Source organism: Gordonia jacobaea (assembly GCF_001186365.1).
GTDB lineage: Bacteria > Actinomycetota > Actinomycetes > Mycobacteriales > Mycobacteriaceae > Gordonia > Gordonia jacobaea.
Map to the genome: position 1 here is coordinate 1 of NZ_LDTZ01000023.1, position 18,342 is coordinate 18,342.

Here is an 18,342-nt window from a genome sequence, read left to right on the forward strand (position 1 = left end):
TCAGGGATTAGGACACTGTCGCGATGTCGTCGGGAAGAGACTTTCGCTTGTGTGGTGGTAGCCACGCTGGACTTGAACCAGCAACCTGCCATTCTGCAAATGACCGCTCTGCCAATTGAGCTAGTGTCGCGTTGACTGAGGATGTGCTCTTCCGTGCGGTTCCAAGCCTTTTGGGCCCAGAATGCCGCACACCCTCGACCTTTCGGATGTCGGTCCTACTCGATCTCTCCTGTCTCGGCGAAGCTGCCACGCCCCGCCTCCACAGTCATGGAACACGCCCTCGACTGAACCATCTCGGACTGACATTCCTTCCCTCACCGCAACATTCGTCGCTACTGACCACACCTGGCAGGTGTCGGGTCACCGATTGGCTCTCCCGGCTCTCACCGTCAGATCGCTTCGACGTTGCCTCCACCCTGGGGTGACGGTTCCGGCTCGGAGTGCATGGGGTACCGGAACTCCTCCCGGCGACGGATGTCACCCCGCCTTTCACCGGATCACTCCGGCTTATGCGCCATGCCGCATTCGTATGTCGATGTAGTTGTCAAACGTCCTGCACCGCTTCGGTTGTCGTCGGTCGTCGAGCAGTGCGAGTAGCGACTCTAAGCGGTCCCGCTACGACGCACAACAGATTTTTTGCCGGGTCCGAGGACACCGACGCTGAGCGGTACGCCTCAGTCCCGATCGGCGTCGCCCGAAAGATCGTCAAGACGCAGCTCATCGAGACGCTGCTGCGCGCGAGATCGCGCGTCGGATGCCGACTCCAGAGCGGTCGCGGCCTCGTCACGCCGTGACTGCGCCGTCTCCGCCGCTCGCTGGGCGAAGCGCTGCTCCTGTTCGGCACGAGCGAGTTCCGCGCGCATCCGTGCGACTCGGTCCTCGAGATCGGCAGCGGTGCGCTCGGCATCGTCGACGCTGCGTTGCGTGCTATCGAGTTCGACGGTCGCCGAGCGAACTTCGGCGCTGTATCGATCGAGAAGTGCTCTGGCAGCGTCGATCTCCGATTCGCGGGCAGCCGTCGAATTCTCGTCGTCTCCGGCGTCGGAGGAGCCCTCTGCTGTCACGCGTTCGACGGGCGGCGCCGAATCTGCCAGTGCCACCAGCCCGGCCGGACCGAAGCCGCTGTACTCCATCGCGGTGACCAGCCGACCGCGACGCAACAATTCGGCCACCTGTTCGTCGCCGATCGCCGCGCGCAGTGTCTGAACAGCCTCTCGCTCGACCGTCGCGGTCATGCCCGTACCGATCTCAGTGGCGAACGACCGTAGGTGATCGAGTGCAGTCTGCACGACCTCGCGGCGTCGTATCGACAGTTCACGCAGCAGTTCGGCCGACGAGCGACGCTGCGCCTCACGGAGTTCGTCGGCAACGGTGAACAGCGGGTCGAGGTCGGTGGGCGAACGGCGAATCCACTGGTTGAGCAGCCACGCGACTTGTGTCGGCTTGCGTGCACGTGAGATGTCGACGGCGAGCTCGGGACTGCCGGCCGCTCGTGCCGAACGCATCAATTCACGCCTTCGAGAGACGAATTCGCTTGGCGCGCAGCCATACAGCTCATCGAGAGCGTCGTCGAGATTCACGAGCGAATCCTCAGACACCGAACTCGATGATCGCTCGCTCGCCGAACTTCCGAAAGCCCATGCGCTGCAACAGCGGCGACGAGGTAGCGGTCTCGGCATGCACGAGCCCGAGCGAGGCTCCCCGACGTCGCGCATCGTGAAGTCGAGCGACGATCAACGCCCGATACACGCCGCGACCCCGATGAGCGGGAAGGACGGCGCCACCCCACATTCGAGCGACCTCACCCTCGAGCGTGTAGCCACCCGCACCGGCCGGTTCCAGGCTGCCGTGCGAATCGACGCCGGCCACGAACAGCCCGGGCGGCGTGGCGTCCCGCGCAGCAGCGTCGTCGAGAATGGGCGGCGGAAAACCCCACGCGTCGAGGGAGATTCGGGCGAACTCGGCGATTCCGGCATCGTCGTCGACGCGGCGCGCAACGACTCCGTCGGGTGTCGGTATCCGGTCGACGATCTCTGCCGCTGTCTTGAGCGCGACGATGTCGCGAACGGCGATCGTCGTGGCATCACGTCGCTCTAGTTCGGCGTCATCGATACCCCCGAACAGTCCCGGCGCACGCGTGAAGCGCACACGCCGGGCGTCGAGTCGCCTCGCGTGGGCGGCGGCCTCATCGAGCACGACGATCGGATCACGTTGCGTCCCGTGGTAGTTCAGCAACGTGGCGGTTCCGTCGAGCACATAGAACTCGTAGCCGTCGATGTCGAGATGGCGCGAGCCGACCGGATGCCAAGAAGACGTCCACCGTATAGATTCAGCGCGCACGCGCTCCGGTGTCCACATCACCAGACAAGCGTGCCACAGCGGAGACGTGCCGATCACGGCGTCTCAGTTTGAGAGAAATCCTGAATCATTCCAGAATGCGTTGCATACTGACGAGGTGTCCCCCACGCCGGAGTACGCAGACCAACTGCGTGCAGCCGAACTTCGAGTGACCCGTCCGCGGGTCGCGGTGCTGCAGGCCGTCAATACGCACGCGCACGCCGACACGGAGACCATTTTTCTCGCCACACGCACGATGTTGCCCGACGTCTCACGCCAGGCGGTCTACGACGTACTCGGTGCGCTGACCGACGCCGGACTCGTCCGACGCATCCAGCCCTCCGGCCTCGTCGCCCGCTACGAGGCGCGAGTCGGCGACAACCATCACCACACCGTGTGCCGTTCGTGCGGCGCAATCGGCGACGTCGATTGCGCTGCAGGAACAACGCCGTGCCTCACGGCATCCGACGACAACGGCTTTGTGCTCGACGAGGCCGAGGTCATCTATTGGGGCGTATGCCCCGACTGCAACACAACGTCCACACCGGGGTCACATTCGTGATCACAGCCCGAATCACCACTTACCGGAAGGAAGACAGTGTCTGAAGAGAAGTCAGCCCCCGAAGCTCCCCCCATCGGCGAGGCACAGACCGAACCTGCCGAATCAGGTTGTCCGATGCACATCCGCCCACCGGTCGAAGGCGGCGGCAATCAGCAATGGTGGCCGGACAAGCTGAATCTGCGTGTGCTCGCGCACAATCCGCAGGTCATTCGTCCCCGCGAACCCGACTTCGACTACGACGCCGCGCTCGCCGACCTCGACGTCGAGGCGCTCGTCGGTGACCTCAAAGACGTCATGAAGGACTCGAAGTCGTGGTGGCCCGCCGACTTCGGTCACTACGGCCCCTTCTTCATCCGGATGTCATGGCACGCCGCGGGCACCTACCGCGTCGAGGACGGCCGTGGCGGAGCCGGAACCGGAATGCAGCGTTTCGCTCCTCTGAACAGCTGGCCCGACAACGTGAGCCTCGACAAGGCACGACGACTCCTGTGGCCGGTGAAGAAGAAGTACGGCAAGGCACTGTCGTGGGCCGATCTCCTGGTCCTGGCCGGAAACGTCGCGATCGAGGACATGGGTCTGCCGACCAAGGGATTCGCCTTCGGGCGTCCCGACGAGTGGGAAGCGGACGAGGTCTACTGGGGTGCCGAGTCGGTGTGGTTGGGCACCAACCTGCGCTACCAGGGCGGCAAGCGCGAGCTCGAAGAGCCGCTGGGCGCAACCACCATGGGTCTCATCTACGTGAATCCCGAAGGCCCGGAGGGTGTTCCGGACTACCTCGCGGCCGCAGCCGATATTCGCGAGACGTTCGGCCGCATGGCCATGAACGACGTCGAGACCGCAGCCCTGATCGTCGGCGGTCACACCTTCGGCAAGACGCACGGCAACGGCGACGCCGAACTCCTCGGCCCCGAACCCGAAGCCTCACCGATCGAGCAGATGGGTCTCGGTTGGAAGAATCCCCAGGGCACCGGGGTCGGCAACGACACGGTCACCAGTGGCCTCGAGGTGACATGGACCCACACGCCGACCAAGTGGGACAACAGCTTCCTCGAGATCCTGTACGGCAATGAGTGGGAACTCTTCAAGAGCCCCGCGGGCGCCAACCAGTGGCGACCGAAGGACGGCGGCTGGGCCAATTCGGTGCCCGTGGCCCAGGGCGACGGCAAGACCCACCCGTCGATGCTGACCACCGACCTGACGATGCGATTCGACCCGATCTACGGGGAGATCACCCGGCGTTGGCTCGACCATCCAGAAGAACTCGCCGACGAGTTCGCGAAAGCGTGGTTCAAGCTCCTCCACCGCGACATGGGACCTGCCATTCGCTACCGCGGCCCGCTCGTGCCGTCGGAAACCTACATCTGGCAGGACAACGTCCCCGCTGCCGAGGGACCGCTGCTCTCCGACGCCGACGCCGACAGCCTGAAGTCCGCGATCCTCGAGACCGGTCTCACCGTGCCACAGCTCGTGTCCACGGCGTGGAAGGCGGCGTCGACGTTCCGTGGCAGCGACTACCGCGGCGGCGCGAACGGCGGACGGCTGCGCTTGCAGCCACAGCTCGGCTGGGAATCCAGTGAGCCCGACGAGCTCGCACAGGTCATCAGCAAACTCGAACTCGTCGCCGAGCAGTTCAACTCCGAGCCCGGCACCAAGGTGTCGTTCGCCGATCTCGTGGTGCTCGGCGGAGCAGCGGCGATCGAGAAGGCGGCGAAGGATGCCGGCGTCACGGTGACGGTCCCGTTCACCCCAGGCCGCACCGACGCGACGCAGGAGCAGACCGACCAGGAGTCGTTCGCCTACCTCGAGCCCCGCTACGACGGGTTCCGAAATTACGAGGGCAAGGGCAACGAGCTGCCCGCGGAGTACAACCTCGTCGACAAGGCCAACCTCCTGACCCTGTCGCCGCCGGAGATGACGGTGCTCGTCGGTGGTCTGCGCGTACTCGGCGCCAACCACAAGAGCTCCTCGCTCGGAGTGCTGACGACCAAGCCGGGCACGTTGACGAACGACTTCTTCGTCAACATCACCGACATGGACGTCGAATGGTCGGCATCGCCGGCAGACGACGGCACCTACGTCGCGGTCGATCGTGAGTCGGGCGAGCAGAAGTGGACGGGTTCGCGGGTCGATCTGGCCTTCGGTTCGAACTCCGATCTGCGTGCGCTCGCCGAGGTCTACGCCGAGGATGACTCGAAGCAGAAATTCGTCGACGACTTCGTCGCCGCGTGGGCCAAGGTCATGGAACTCGACCGCTACGACCTGCACTGATTCGACCTATCACCACCGATGCACCTCGTGGACACAATCCACGGGGTGCATCGGTGTGTGTGGCAGCCCACGTAGTCTTACGCCAGTGCCCGACACGTCGAGTCACTCCCCCGTACTCGCGCGTAGCGCAACGATTCGACACAATCGTCCGAGGCCGCACGTTTGCAGTCACTGTGCGGTCCGCCCGGGCATGACGCAAATGTGGCCCATATCGCGGAGCCTCGTGCTCCGCACCCAGTGAAGTTTCGTGCTTCGCACGGCGAGCGGGGGCGCTGCCGACGAGCAGTTCCAGAAGAGAAGGGAGTCGGTGATGTTCACGCGCATTGCCATCGTGAACCGAGGTGAGGCCGCGATGCGGCTCATCCACGCCGTCCGCGGATTGTCTGCCGAGACCGGTCAGCCCATCGAAGTCGTCGCCCTGCACACCGACGTCGACCGCAACGCCACATTCGTCCGCGAAGCCGACATCGCGTACAACCTGGGAGCGGCAGCCGACCGCCCCTACCTGAACCTCAAGGTCCTCGAGCACGCCTTGCTCGAGACCGGCGCCGACGCCGCATGGGTCGGCTGGGGATTCGTCGCAGAGGATCCACTCTTCGCCGAACTGTGCGACCGCATCGGCGTCACCTTCATCGGCCCGTCCGCCGAGGCGATGCGCAAACTCGGCGACAAGATCGGCGCAAAGCTGATCGCCGAAGAAGTCGGAGTTCCGGTCGCCCCGTGGAGCCGCGGGTCCGTGGACACCATCGACGACGCGCTTGAGGCAGCAGCGTCGATCGGGTACCCGCTGATGCTCAAGGCGACCGCTGGCGGTGGAGGCCGCGGTATCCGCGTCATCACCAGCGACGACGAACTCCGCGACGCCTTCGACCGCACCCGCGACGAAGCCGCCCGCGCCTTCGGCAGCGGCGTCGTCTTCCTCGAACGACTCGTGACCGGAGCCCGCCACGTCGAGGTCCAGGTCATCGCCGACGGCCAGGGCACCGCGTGGGCGCTCGGCGTCCGCGACTGCTCGGTGCAGCGCCGCAATCAGAAGATCATCGAAGAGTCGGCATCGCCGGTTCTCGCACCAGAGCAGGTCGCCGATCTCAAGGCATCCGCTGAGCGTCTCGCCGTCGCTGTCGGATACCGGGGCGCCGCAACCGTCGAATTCCTGTACCACCCAGGCGAGCAGCTCTTCGCCTTCCTCGAAGTCAATACCCGCCTGCAGGTCGAGCACCCGATCACCGAGTGCACGACGGGAATCGATCTGGTCCGCGCACAACTTCACGTCGCGTCGGGCGGCCGACTCGAAGGCGAGCCTCCGGCCGAGCGCGGCCACGCGATCGAGGCGCGCCTCAATGCCGAGGACCCCGACCGTGATTTCGCGCCGGCCCCCGGCCGCATCTCACGACTCGAACTCCCCGCAGGGCCCGGCATCCGCGTCGACACCGGCGTCAGTGAGGGCGATACGATCCCCGCCGACTTCGACTCGATGATCGCCAAGATCATCGCCTACGGCGCCAACCGCAACGAGGCCCTCGGCCGTCTGCGCCGCGCGATGAGCGAGACGCGCGTCGTCATCGAGGGTGGTGCGACCAACAAGAGTTTCGTCCTCGAGCTACTCGGGCAGCCCGCGGTCATCGACGGAAGCGCCGACACCGGCTGGATCGACCGTGTCCGCGCCGAGAACGGACTCGTCGTCAACCGCCACTCGGCGATCGCGCTGATCGCCGCCGCGATCGACAGCTACGAGGAGGAAGAAGCCGTCGAGCGTCAGCGCCTGCTGTCGACGGCGTCGGGCGGACGCCCACAGGTGCAGCACGAGAGCGGTCGCCCGCTCGACTTGAAACTGCGCGGCGTCGGATACCGGGTACGTGTCGCCCGGATCGGCGCGAGCCGCTTCCGTGTGTCGATCGAATCGGGTACCGACACCTACACCGCGGACGTCGACATCGAGCGCTTCGACGAGCACACGGCACAGATGGTGCTCAACGGGGTCCGCTACCGCCTCGTCACGGACACGCACGGGCCGACTCACCTCATCGACGTCGACGGCGTCGCCCACCGCGTCAGCCGCGACGAGGGCGGCGTTGTGCGCTCCCCTGCTCCTGCACTCGTCGTCGCCACTCCGTTGGCCGTCGGCGACGAGGTCGAGGCCGGCGCACCTGTGCTCGTTCTCGAGAGCATGAAGATGGAGACCGTGCTGCGCGCACCCGTGCGCTCGCGTCTCAAGGAGTGCACCGTGTCGGTCGGCTCCCAGGTCGAGACCGGCGCGACGTTGATGCGCCTCGAACCGATCGTCGACGCCGAGGACGACGCCGATGCCGCCCAAGAGCCCGCCGAGAGCGTCGAACTCGAGCTACCCGCGGCTCTCGACAACGTCGACCCGGACGTCAGGACCACTCGCACCCAGGAAGATCTGCGCAGTCAGCTCCTCGGCTACGACGTCGACCCGCACGACCGATCGCGACTCCTCGACGACTACCTCAGCGTGCGGCGTGAAGTCCGTGCTTCTGGTCGACGCCCCATCGGGGATGAACTCGAACTGCTCACGGTCTTCGCCGATCTCGCCGAACTGAGCCAGAAGCGTCCGCCGTTGGGCCTGAATCCTGGGTTCGAGCATGTGCACAGCTCACGCGAAAACTTCCACACCTATCTGCAGAGCCTCGACGTGGAGCGTGACGGTCTCCCCGAAGCGTTCCACGACCAGCTACGGCTGGCGCTGCGCCACTACGGGGTCACCGAACTCGACCGCTCACCGGAACTCGAAGCCGCGGTCTTCCGCATCTTCCTGACGCTGCAGAATCCTGGTGCATCGGTCACCGTCATCACCACGCTGTTGCGTGAGTGGCTCAACGAGCCGACGCCGCGCGACGAGTTGCGCGAGGACATCGGTTTCGCGCTGGATCGGATCGTGGCCGCGACACAGGTGCGCTTCCCCGCGATTGCCGACCTCGCACGCGGTGTGATCTACGCCTGGTACGGCCAGGCGATGCTCCTGCGCGACCGTGCACGCGTCTACACGAACGTGCGCAAGCACCTCAAGTACCTCGACGAGAACCCCGATGCCGCCGACCGCAGTGAGCGCATCGCCGACATGGTGCGAAGCACCGAGCCTCTGGTTCGCCTTCTGGGACAACGCATTCAGCGCAGCGGCACCGACAACACCGTCATGCTCGAAGTACTCACCCGCCGTTACTACGGCAACAAGGGTGTCGACGTCATCACCACGCAGACCGCACGCGGCACAACGTTCGTCGTCGCCGCACGCGACGGCGCCAGCGTCGTCTCGGCAGCGGTGCCGTTCGACGAATTGGCTTCTGCGGCAAGCGGACTCATCGAGTTGGCGCGTACCAGTGCGTCGATCGCAGCCGACATCTACGTCAGCTGGGAAGACCAGCCGGACGACTTCGACACCATGGCCGCGGCGTTGCACGAGATCGTCGCGGCGGCACCGATGCCCGGCCAGGTGCAACGCGTCACGTTCACCGTCGCCGGACGCGGCACCGCTGTGATGCATCACCACTTCACGTTCCGGCCGTCGGCAACCGGCATGGTCGAGGAACGACTGATCCGTGGTCTGCATCCCTACATCGCGCAGCGGATGCGTATGGAGCGGCTCCGCAAGTTCGACCTGACCAGGCTGCCCTCGGCAGACGACGAGGAGATCTACCTGTTCCGCGCCGTCGCGAAGGAAAACCCAGCCGACGACAGGCTGGTCGCCTTCGCGCAGGTACGCGACCTGAGTTCGCTGCGCGAAAACGACGGTCGATTGCTGTCGCTGCCCACGGCCGAGACTGTGCTTGCCTCCTGCGCCGACTCGATTCGTCGCGCCAAGCGTGGCCAGAAGCGTGCGGTCAACACCAACCGAATCGTCATGTACGTGTGGCCACCTGTCGACGCTTCCGCGGACGATCTGGCCACGATCGCCGACCACATCCGCGGTACGACCGCCGACGTCGGGCTCGAAGAAGTGCAGCTGATCGCCCGACGCCGCGACCGCGACACCGGCGAACTGCGCAAGGTCTCCATTCGCTTCTCCGTCAACGCGACAGGTGGATTCGACGTCTCGGTGGGAGAACCATCTGCCGAGCCGATCGAGCCCGTCGACGAATACCGTCAAAAGGTCCTCAGCGCCGCTCGACGCAACACGGTCTACCCGTACGAGTTGACCGGCCTGCTCGGCGACTTCCGGGAGTACGACCTCGACGCCGAGCAGCGACTCGTACCGGTAGCGCGCCCCAAGGGACGCAACACCGCGGCGATCGTCGCGGGCGTCGTGACGACGCCGACCGAGAAGTATCCGCAGGGCATCACCCGCGTCGTGTTGCTCGGCGACCCGACGAAATCGCTTGGTGCACTGTCGGAACCCGAGTGTGCGCGGGTGATCGCGGCGCTCGACCTCGCCGAGGAGATGAAGGTCCCGCTCGAGTGGTACGCCCTCTCATCCGGCGCGCGCATCTCGATGGATTCGGGTACCGAGAACATGGACTGGGTGGCGCGCGCACTGAAGCGGGTCGTCGAGTTCACCCAGGATGGCGGTGAGATCAACATCGTCGTCGCAGGCATCAACGTCGGAGCCCAGCCGTACTGGAACGCAGAGGCGACCATGCTGATGCACACCAAGGGCATCCTCGTGATGACCCCGGAGTCGGCCATGGTGCTGACCGGTAAGCAGTCGCTGGACTTCTCGGGCGGTGTCTCCGCGGAAGACAACTTCGGCATCGGCGGCTACGACCGGGTCATGGGTCCCAACGGCCAGGCTCAGTACTGGGCCCCGAACCTCGGGGCCGCACGCGACGTGCTGATGGCGCACTACGACCACACCTACGTGATGCCCGGTGAACTGACTCCTCGACGCCTCATCACGACCGACCCGGTCGACCGCGACGTCTCCGACTACCCGCACGTTCTTGCGGGCAGCGACTTCACCACCGTCGGACAGATCTTCTCCAAGGAGATGAATCCCGACCGCAAGAAGCCGTTCGACATCCGGACGGTCATCCGCGCCGTCGCCGACCAGGATCACCAGGTCCTTGAACGGTGGGCCGGAATGGCCGACGCCGAGACCGCCGTGGTTTCCGACGTGCATCTCGGCGGTATCCCGGTGTGCCTGCTCGGGATCGAATCACGCGAGGTATCGCGCCGTGGCTACACCCCGACCGACGGGCCGGACACCTACACGGCGGGGACGTTGTTCCCACAGTCGTCGAAAAAGGCTGCGCGAGCAATCAATTCGGCGAGCGGCAATCGTCCGCTCGTGGTGCTCGCCAACCTGTCCGGATTCGACGGTTCGCCGGAGTCGATGCGCAAACTTCAGCTCGAGTACGGAGCTGAGATCGGACGCGCGATCGTCAACTTCCGCGGCCCGATCGTCTTCTGCGTCATCTCGCGGTATCACGGCGGAGCGTTCGTCGTGTTCTCCAAGGCGCTGAATCCGAACATGACGGTGTTGGCGATCGACGGCTCATTCGCCTCCGTGCTCGGTGGTGCCCCCGCCGCGGCCGTGGTGTTCGCGGGCGACGTCAACAAGAGGGTCGACGCCGACCCGCGTGTGCGCGACATCGAGGCACGGTTGGCGGAGGCTTCCGGCTCGGACCGTTCGGCGCTGAGCGCAGAGCTGGCCGATGTGCGTCAGTCCGTGCGGGCCGAGACGATCAATGCTGTCGCCGCCGAGTTCGACGCCGTGCACAGCATCCGACGCGCTGTCGAGGTCGGTTCTGTGGACGCCGTCATCGACGCCGCCGAACTGCGTCCGCGGATCATCGCCGCGATCGAGGCGAATTCGACATGGTCGCACCGTCGTCATGAGGCCGCCGAGCCCCAGCAGGTCGGCACTGAGCAGGTCGGCACGAGTTCGGAGTCATAGCACCGACTCGGGATACATCGATAACCGACGGCGCGGGGCCGGGATCAGAGAAACACTCTCCGATCCCGGCCCCGCGCTCTGTTTCGCCGCGCCCGCGCGCTAGGCGATCTCGTCGGCTCCGGCACGCACGACGAAGCGTCGAACGCGGTCGCGTAGATTGTCGATCCTGTTGAGCCGCACAGCTTCCCGATCCTGACCGGCCATCGCCGAGGACGGCAGCCGGTGGACGTTGCGGGAACACTCGAAGTGCGAGCAGATCAGTGTGCCGATCGTGTCGCCGCGGCGACCGGCTTTGCCCACGCGCCGCGCCGTGAACAGCAGGACCTCGTTCGGGATCGAGACGTCTTCACACAGAGCGCACAACACACGTGTGCGTGGCGGCACCACGCCCGCCCGCAGGCGCAGGCCGACGAGACCGGCCGCGGAATCGGAGTCGGATACATCGGAAGCTTCAGATACATCGGAAGCGTCAGAGACGCTGGAGAGATCGACGACCAGGTAGCCGATGGTCGGCGTCTTGGGATCACGCCAACCGAGGTATTCGACCCGATCCCAGTCGAGCGTGTCGAACTCGGCGGGTAGATGGAGTTCCTTACGTTCCCGTACCGAGGCATTGACGAGGGAAGCGCGCAGTTGTTTTTCGGAGAGTTGTCGCATGGTGAATTCACCTGTTTCGTGAGTGGCGTGCCGCCCTTGGAAACCTGAGAACCTTGGAAACCTGAGAACCTCGGAATCTTGGAAACCGCGGAGTCTTGGAACCGTGGAGCGTCGGTGACGGCACGAAGTAAAGAGGACAGCCGGATTGGCGTATGAACGATCACGCCCTCACCGATCACGGCGAGCGCGCGGTCAGCGCAGACGGCTATCTGTTGTCGGCGTGCACGCCGACAACCTCCTCACGCCGCACGAGGCGGACAGATGGTGCAGACACGCACTCGAGTCTGCCGTCGACCGCGTCTCGTCGTCAACGCGGTAAGCGAATCGAACGGTCATCGCTCGCCCGGCGGCAGCCTCTGGTTGTGGCTATGCTGGCGGTTTCCCGACGCGCCGGCGCGACCTCACGGTGGCTCCGACCCGCGACGCCGGGGCCATCCGCGGAAGGAGCGCACCGTGTCAACCGACTCCGGCGCACACGCCAGACCGACTTCCGGGCAACGTCTGCCCGGTCACATCAGATTGACGTCACACAGCGGCGGAGTCGACGCGCCGTCGATCACCTGGGGCGCACCGACCGCGGCAGCGCGTGGCCCCGTCATCGCGACCACCACGACGCGTGGACACCGCAACGTCGTCGGCACTCATTCGGGCTCGTACAGCGTGTATCGGGCATTGGCGGTGGCAAGCGGGGCACTCTCGCGCGAGCACCGCGCCGACCTCACCAACACCTCGCCCACCGACGTGGTTGGTCCCTACCCGCAGTGGAGCGACCCCGAAGCCATCGTCAGCATCGACCCCTGGGGCGCGACGATCGCCGACTCGTTTCCCGATCAGCTTGCCGCCGGATACGACGTCCGGCCGACCATCGCCATCACCAAGGCTCACGTCATCCTCCCCGAGATCGCCGACGCGATCGCGAAGGGACGCTTGGTACCCGACAACGAGACGTTGCTCCCCAACGGTGCCGCACTTGTGACGAAGGCCGCAGTCGAACCGGTGTGGTACCTGCCCGGCGTCGCCAAGCGATTCGGTTGTAGTGAAACGGAATTGCGTCGTGTTCTGTTCGAGGAAACCGGTGGCATGTACCCCGAGTTGGTCACGCGTTCCGACCTCGACGTGTTCCTTCCGCCCATCGGCGGCCAGACCGTGTACATCTTCGGCAACCCACGCGATCTCGCCGACCCGACCGTCGAACTCACCGCACGCGTGCACGACGAATGCAATGGGTCGGATGTGTTCGGCTCCGACATCTGCACCTGCCGCCCCTACCTCACCCATGCGATCGAGGAGTGCATCCTCGGAGCACAGAACGGCGGCGTCGGTCTGGTTGCGTACTCGCGCAAGGAAGGTCGGGCGTTGGGCGAGGTGACGAAGTTCCTCGTCTACAACGCGCGCAAGCGACAGGTGGGCGGCGACACCGCCGACCAGTACTTCGCACGCACGGAATGCGTTGCGGGAGTGCAGGACATGCGCTTCCAGGAGCTGATGCCCGACGTCTTGCACTGGTTCGGCATCACCAAGATCGACCGGCTCGTCTCGATGAGCAATATGAAGTACGACGCGATCACCGGGTCCGGGATCGCCGTCGGAGAACGTGTCGACCTCCCCGACTACTTGATTCCCGACGACGCGCGCGTGGAGATCGACGCGAAGACCGCCGCCGGCTACTTCACGAGTGGCGTGATCCCGGACGCCGACGAACTGCGTAAGGCGAAAGGTCGGGGTCTGACCACATGAGGGCGACGGACACGGTCGTCGATCCCCTCGCGACCCTGCACAGCACCGACACCATCCGCGACCGAGCGACAACACTTCTCACCCGCGCACGCGAGGGCCATTCGCACTGGTTCACCGTCGACGACGATGCCATCGGGACGACTGTCGGCCTCGTCGCCGATGTCACACGCGCCCGCTACCCCGACCTCGACGTTCCGTTCCACAGCCGATGGCGCCACTTCGAGGCCGCGGGAGTCGACAGGGTCGCCGGGCTGGCGCAGCGGATGAGCGCTTTGACTGTGGCTGAACGGATCAGCACGCGCATCGACCTCGCCGTCGTGAGCGTGTTGCTCGACGCGGGCGCGGGTCCGCACTGGCACTTCGACGAGCCCGGCACCGGCATCCGCCTCACGCGGTCGGAGGGACTCGGCGTCGCGAGTTTCCACGCGTTCACCAATGGTGTGTTCTCCGGCACCGACGAGGATCCACTGCGCGTCGACGCGGCAGGTCTGCGTGCGCTGACCGCTGACCGGCTCGCGCAGGCGTTCCAGGTGAGCGCCGACAATCCGCTCGTCGGCGTCGAGGGACGCCTCGGGCTGCTCCACGAACTCGCCGACGTGCTGGAGGCGACGCCGAGCGTCTTCGGCGAGGACGGCCGCCCCGGCGGACTGGGGACTGTGCTGACAAGCGACTCCGATGGTGTCCGCGCAGCAGGCATTCTCGAACTACTGCTCACGTACTTCGCGCCGATCTGGCCCTCTGCCAATCGAATCGACGATCGCCCACTCGGAGACTGCTGGCGGCACAGCGACGTCGGCGGCGACGGCGTCACCGCCGGATGGATGCCGTTCCACAAGCTGTCGCAGTGGCTTTCGTACTCGTTGCTCGAACCGTTCGGTGACGAGGGAATCAACGTCACGGGACTCGGGTATCTGACCGCGCTGCCCGAATACCGCAACGGGGGTCTGCTTCTCGACACCGGCGTCCTCGTCCCGATTCCGGCCGACTGGTCGACTCGCGAATGGCGGGTCGACGACGAGTTCATCGTCGAGTGGCGCGCGCTGACCGTGGCGCTGCTCGATGAACTGGCGCCACTCGTCTGCACCGAACTCGGACTCGACCCTGCCACCACTCCCCTCGCGTGCATTCTCGAAGGCGGGACCTGGGCTGCGGGCCGTGAGGCCGCCGCACAACGGCGACAAGGACTTCCACCCCTGACCATCATCAGCGACGGCACGGTCTTCTGACCGTCCGAAGAACGAGAAGAGCACACATGGGCGGCACGGTTCACGTCATCGATCACCCGCTGGTCGAGCACAAACTCACCTTGATGCGTCAGAAAGAGACCTCTACCAACGATTTTCGACGCCTCCTCGACGAGATCTCGACTCTGATGGCCTACGACGTCCTCGCCGACATCCCGATGCACGAGATCAAGGTCGAGACGCCGATGGAGGTGACGACCGGCCGGGTGATCGACGGCAAGAAGCTCGTCTTCGCCTCGATCCTGCGGGCAGGGACGTCGATCGCGGACGGCATGTTGAGCGTGGTGCCCGGCGCACGTATCGGTCACATCGGGCTGTATCGAGATCCGAAGACGCACATCGCCGTCGAGTACTACTTCAAGATGCCCAAGGAACTCGCCGAACGCGACGTCGTCATCGTCGACCCCCTCCTCGCGACAGGCCACTCGGCGGTCGCGGCGGTCGACCGGCTGAAGGAGTATCAGCCGCGCTCGATCCGATTCGTGTGCCTCCTCACCTGTCCAGAGGGACTCGCCGCGCTCCACGACGCACACCCCGACGTCCCCGTGTACACGGCTGCCGTCGACCGTGAGCTCAACGACGACGGCTACATCCTTCCCGGGCTCGGCGACGCCGGCGACCGGATCTTCGGAACCCAGTAGGCACAACCCACCCGCCGTAGGGTGCCCGCCGGGCGGCGCACTGCGTTGGGGAGAATAACCGCATGCAGGCTTCCGCGATAGGTGCGTCGCTCGAGCGCCACCAGGTCGCTGTGTACCTGTGCGCGTTCGCCCTCGGTGGCCTAGTTGGGCTGGCGTTGCCGGAGACCAGCGGTGCCGCAGAGTATTTGGTGACGCCGGCGCTGGCGGCGCTGTTGTTCCTCACGTTTCTTCAGGTACCGGTGTCGGGATTGGCTACGGCGTGGCGGGACTGGCGCTTTCTTCTCGCGCTCGTCGCCGTGAACTTCGTGGCCGTCCCCGCGGTGGTCGCGCTGTTGACTCTGGTCATGCCCGACTCCGATCCCGTTCGCCTCGGGATGCTGATCGTGTTGCTCTGTCCGTGTGTCGACTACGTCATCGTGTTCAGCGGACTCGCGGGAGCGCGCAGCGACCGACTGCTGGCAGCGACCCCGCTGCTGCTGATCGCCCAATTCCTGTTGTTACCGGCCTATCTCGCGATTCTCGGCGGCGGCGCCTCCCTCGGCGCAATCGACCCGGCACCGTTCGTGTCAGCGTTCATGTTCCTGATCGTCATTCCGCTGCTGTGCGCCTGGGGCGTTCAGTTGTGGACACGCAACAGTCCGACACGCGAATCGCTGGTCCGTCGACTCGATGTGGCCATGGTCCCGATGATGGCGTTAGTTCTGGCGCTCGTCGCCGCGTCGCAGGTGGCGCGCCTGGGTTCAGACTTCTCGACGGTGGCAGGCGCGCTGTGGATCTACGTCGTGTTCCTCATGGTGACGCCGTTGATCGGATGGGCGGTGGGACGACTCCTCGGCCTCGACACCGGATCGACGCGCGCCGTCGCATTCTCCGGCGCGACACGAAACTCGTTGGTGGTCTTACCCCTTGCCCTGTCGCTGAACGAGGGGGCCGACCTCGCGGCCACAGCGGTGGTGGCGCAAACGGCCGTCGAACTGGTCGGGATGGTGGTGTTCGTGCAACTCATCCCGCGGATGATCCGCGACCGCTGACCCGCCCCCGCTACTTGTGCGGCACGTCGGCGGAAAGCCCGCCGTCCATGACGAACTCGGCGCCCGTCGCATACGACGACTCGTCACTCGCGAGAAAGACCACAAAGGTCGACACCTCGCTCGAATCCGCTGCACGGCCGAGAGGCACCTTGACCATGTCCTCGGGCAGACCCTCCGTCATCGGCGTCCTGATGAGGCCGGGGTGAATCGAGTTGACCCGCACGTTGTGTGGCGCGAGTTCGAGAGCGGCCGACTTCGCCAGGCCACGAACACCCCACTTCGACGCGACGTAACCGTGCGCCCACGGACTTCCACGGAGCCCCTCCACGGACGACACGTTGATGATCGACCCGCCGCCGGCAGCGATCATCGGATCCGCCACCGACTGGATTCCGAGGAAGGTGCCCGTCAGGTTGACATCGATGATCTGCTTCCACTTGTCGAGGCGAAACTTCTGGACCGTCGACCCGTTGACGATGCCCGCGTTGTTCACCAGAACGTTGACCTTGCCGAAGTCGTCGACCGCCGCGGCGACCGCCGCCTGCCAGTCCTCCGGTGACGTGACGTCGAGGTGCACGTAGCGTGCCGAGTCTCCGATCGCGGCGGCGAGCGCTTTGCCCTCGTCGTCGAGAATGTCGCCGATCACGACCTTCCCGCCCTCTGCGACGAGTGCCCTCGCGTGCTCCGCGCCCATGCCGCGGGCACCGCCGGTAATGATCGCAACCTTGCCGTCAACACGTCCCATGGCGACACACGGTACCTGCTCGGAGGCCAAATGAGAACACGTTCTACCCATCTGCGTCGTTCCGTGTTCTACTCATATGGACATCAGTCCGGACAGATGTTCACCCCTGCCTGGCTTTCACCACTGACAGAGGTTCACACAGCGAGGAGGCATTGGCACATGACGATCAGGGTGGCTCTCGTCGGCACCGGAAACGCGGGCAGACTCGCGCTGACCCAACTCATCGACGACGACCGGTTCGATCTCGTCGGCGTCTGCGTGAACAACCCGGACAAGGTAGGCGTCGACGCCGGAATCCTGGCCGGAGGTGACAGCGCCACCGGCGTCGTGGCTGTCGGCGATCTGCGGTCGATCATCGAAGGTTCACCGGACGTCGTCGTCTACTGCGCCATGGGCGACACGCGCCCGATCGAAGCGTTCAACGACATTCTCGCGATCGTCTCGGCGGGCATCGACGTCGTCGGCTCGGCGCCCGGTGGACTGCAGTATCCCTGGGGCGTCATGCCGGACAGAGCGATCGCCAAACTCGAGGAAGCCGCCCGCGACAACGACGCGAGCGTGTTCATCACCGGCGTCGATCCCGGATTCGCCAACGACCTCATCCCGTTCGTCTTCGCAGGTACCTGTCAGCGGATCGAGCAGGTCCGGTGCATGGAGATCGCCGACTACGCGACCTACGACGGCGCCGAGGTCATGTTCGACGTGATGGGTTTCGGCAAGCCGCTCGACGAGACGCCCATGCTTTTCCTCCCCGGAATCCTCGGGCTCGCGTGGGGCACGACGATGCAGATCCTCGCCGCCGGACTCGGCATCACCATCGACGAGGTCGTCGAGCACCACGAAAGTGAGCCCGCACCAGAGGAATTCGAGATCGCGGCGGGGGTGGTGGAGAAAGGTACCCGAGCCGCAGTGCGTTTCGAGATCATCGGGATGTCCGCTGGACGCGAAGCCGTCGTGATCGAACACGTCACGCGGCTACGCGACGATCTGCGACCCGACTGGGCGCGGCCGTCACAACCGGGCGGGTGCTATCGCGTCGAGATCGTCGGCGAACCGTCGTACCGCGTCGACATCATGCCGACGAGCGCGAAGGGCGACCACAACCACGCCGCGATCGTGGCCGCCATGGGACGGATCGTGAACGCGATCCCGGCCGTCCACGACGCCCCCGCAGGTATCCGCACAACACTCGATCTCCCACTGGTGACCGGTAACGGCGTGTTCGCCACAGGCGCCCCGACCGGCGAGGATGGCCTCCGGTAAGTTGAC

The 18,342-nt window shown here is 65.5% G+C and carries 12 protein-coding genes and 1 tRNA gene; 8 read left to right on the forward strand and 5 right to left on the reverse strand.

What is annotated here, in order from left to right; translation table 11 throughout:
- Nucleotides 1-59: 59 nt before the first annotated feature.
- From ABW18_RS19465 to ABW18_RS19475, 3 genes are all read right to left on the reverse strand, one after another.
- Nucleotides 60-130, reverse strand: a tRNA-Cys gene (locus ABW18_RS19465).
- Between the two features lie 544 nt (nucleotides 131-674).
- On the reverse strand, nucleotides 675-1,505 hold the full coding sequence (locus ABW18_RS19470) for a hypothetical protein (protein ID WP_235434457.1): 831 nt from the start codon (nucleotides 1,503-1,505) through the stop codon (nucleotides 675-677).
- A gap of 85 nt (nucleotides 1,506-1,590) precedes the next feature.
- Nucleotides 1,591-2,397: a GNAT family N-acetyltransferase gene (locus ABW18_RS19475; protein ID WP_235434458.1), complete on the reverse strand. Its 807-nt coding sequence runs from the start codon at nucleotides 2,395-2,397 to the stop codon at nucleotides 1,591-1,593.
- Nucleotides 2,398-2,455: 58 nt separating this feature from the next.
- Between ABW18_RS19475 and ABW18_RS19480 the strand changes: the two genes are divergently transcribed.
- From ABW18_RS19480 to ABW18_RS19490, 3 genes are all read left to right on the forward strand, one after another.
- Complete coding sequence (locus ABW18_RS19480; protein WP_152930152.1) at nucleotides 2,456-2,899, forward strand: Fur family transcriptional regulator; 444 nt, start codon at nucleotides 2,456-2,458, stop codon at nucleotides 2,897-2,899.
- A gap of 36 nt (nucleotides 2,900-2,935) precedes the next feature.
- Nucleotides 2,936-5,167: a catalase/peroxidase HPI gene (gene katG / locus ABW18_RS19485; protein ID WP_049700661.1), complete on the forward strand. Its 2,232-nt coding sequence runs from the start codon at nucleotides 2,936-2,938 to the stop codon at nucleotides 5,165-5,167.
- Between the two features lie 310 nt (nucleotides 5,168-5,477).
- Nucleotides 5,478-11,018, forward strand: a complete 5,541-nt coding sequence (locus ABW18_RS19490; RefSeq protein WP_049700662.1) for an ATP-binding protein — start codon at nucleotides 5,478-5,480, stop codon at nucleotides 11,016-11,018.
- 99 nt (nucleotides 11,019-11,117) lie between these two features.
- Here the strand turns inward: ABW18_RS19490 and ABW18_RS19495 are convergent, their stop codons facing one another.
- Nucleotides 11,118-11,675 carry an FBP domain-containing protein gene (locus ABW18_RS19495; protein ID WP_049700663.1) on the reverse strand — a complete coding sequence of 186 codons (558 nt, stop codon included), beginning with the start codon at nucleotides 11,673-11,675 and terminating at the stop codon, nucleotides 11,118-11,120.
- A gap of 453 nt (nucleotides 11,676-12,128) precedes the next feature.
- Between ABW18_RS19495 and ABW18_RS19500 the strand changes: the two genes are divergently transcribed.
- From ABW18_RS19500 to ABW18_RS19515, 4 genes are all read left to right on the forward strand, one after another.
- The gene (locus ABW18_RS19500; protein WP_049700751.1) at nucleotides 12,129-13,412 is read left to right on the forward strand and encodes a GTP cyclohydrolase II; all 1,284 of its coding nucleotides are present in this window, start codon (nucleotides 12,129-12,131) and stop codon (nucleotides 13,410-13,412) included.
- Nucleotides 13,409-14,638 carry a URC4/urg3 family protein gene (locus tag ABW18_RS19505; protein ID WP_049700664.1) on the forward strand — a complete coding sequence of 410 codons (1,230 nt, stop codon included), beginning with the start codon at nucleotides 13,409-13,411 and terminating at the stop codon, nucleotides 14,636-14,638. The genes ABW18_RS19500 and ABW18_RS19505 overlap by 4 nt, the downstream gene beginning before the upstream one ends.
- A gap of 26 nt (nucleotides 14,639-14,664) precedes the next feature.
- Nucleotides 14,665-15,297, forward strand: a complete 633-nt coding sequence (upp, locus tag ABW18_RS19510; RefSeq protein ID WP_049700665.1) for a uracil phosphoribosyltransferase — start codon at nucleotides 14,665-14,667, stop codon at nucleotides 15,295-15,297.
- Between the two features lie 62 nt (nucleotides 15,298-15,359).
- Nucleotides 15,360-16,328, forward strand: a complete 969-nt coding sequence (locus ABW18_RS19515) for an arsenic resistance protein (RefSeq protein WP_049700666.1) — start codon at nucleotides 15,360-15,362, stop codon at nucleotides 16,326-16,328.
- Nucleotides 16,329-16,338: 10 nt separating this feature from the next.
- Here the strand turns inward: ABW18_RS19515 and ABW18_RS19520 are convergent, their stop codons facing one another.
- On the reverse strand, nucleotides 16,339-17,073 hold the full coding sequence (locus ABW18_RS19520; RefSeq protein WP_049700667.1) for a glucose 1-dehydrogenase: 735 nt from the start codon (nucleotides 17,071-17,073) through the stop codon (nucleotides 16,339-16,341).
- A 159-nt stretch (nucleotides 17,074-17,232) separates the two neighbouring features.
- Here ABW18_RS19520 and ABW18_RS19525 point away from each other — a divergent pair, with 159 nt between their 5' ends.
- Nucleotides 17,233-18,336 (forward strand): NAD(P)H-dependent amine dehydrogenase family protein, encoded by a 1,104-nt coding sequence (locus tag ABW18_RS19525; RefSeq protein ID WP_049700668.1) that lies wholly within the window; start codon nucleotides 17,233-17,235, stop codon nucleotides 18,334-18,336.
- Nucleotides 18,337-18,342: the final 6 nt, after the last annotated feature.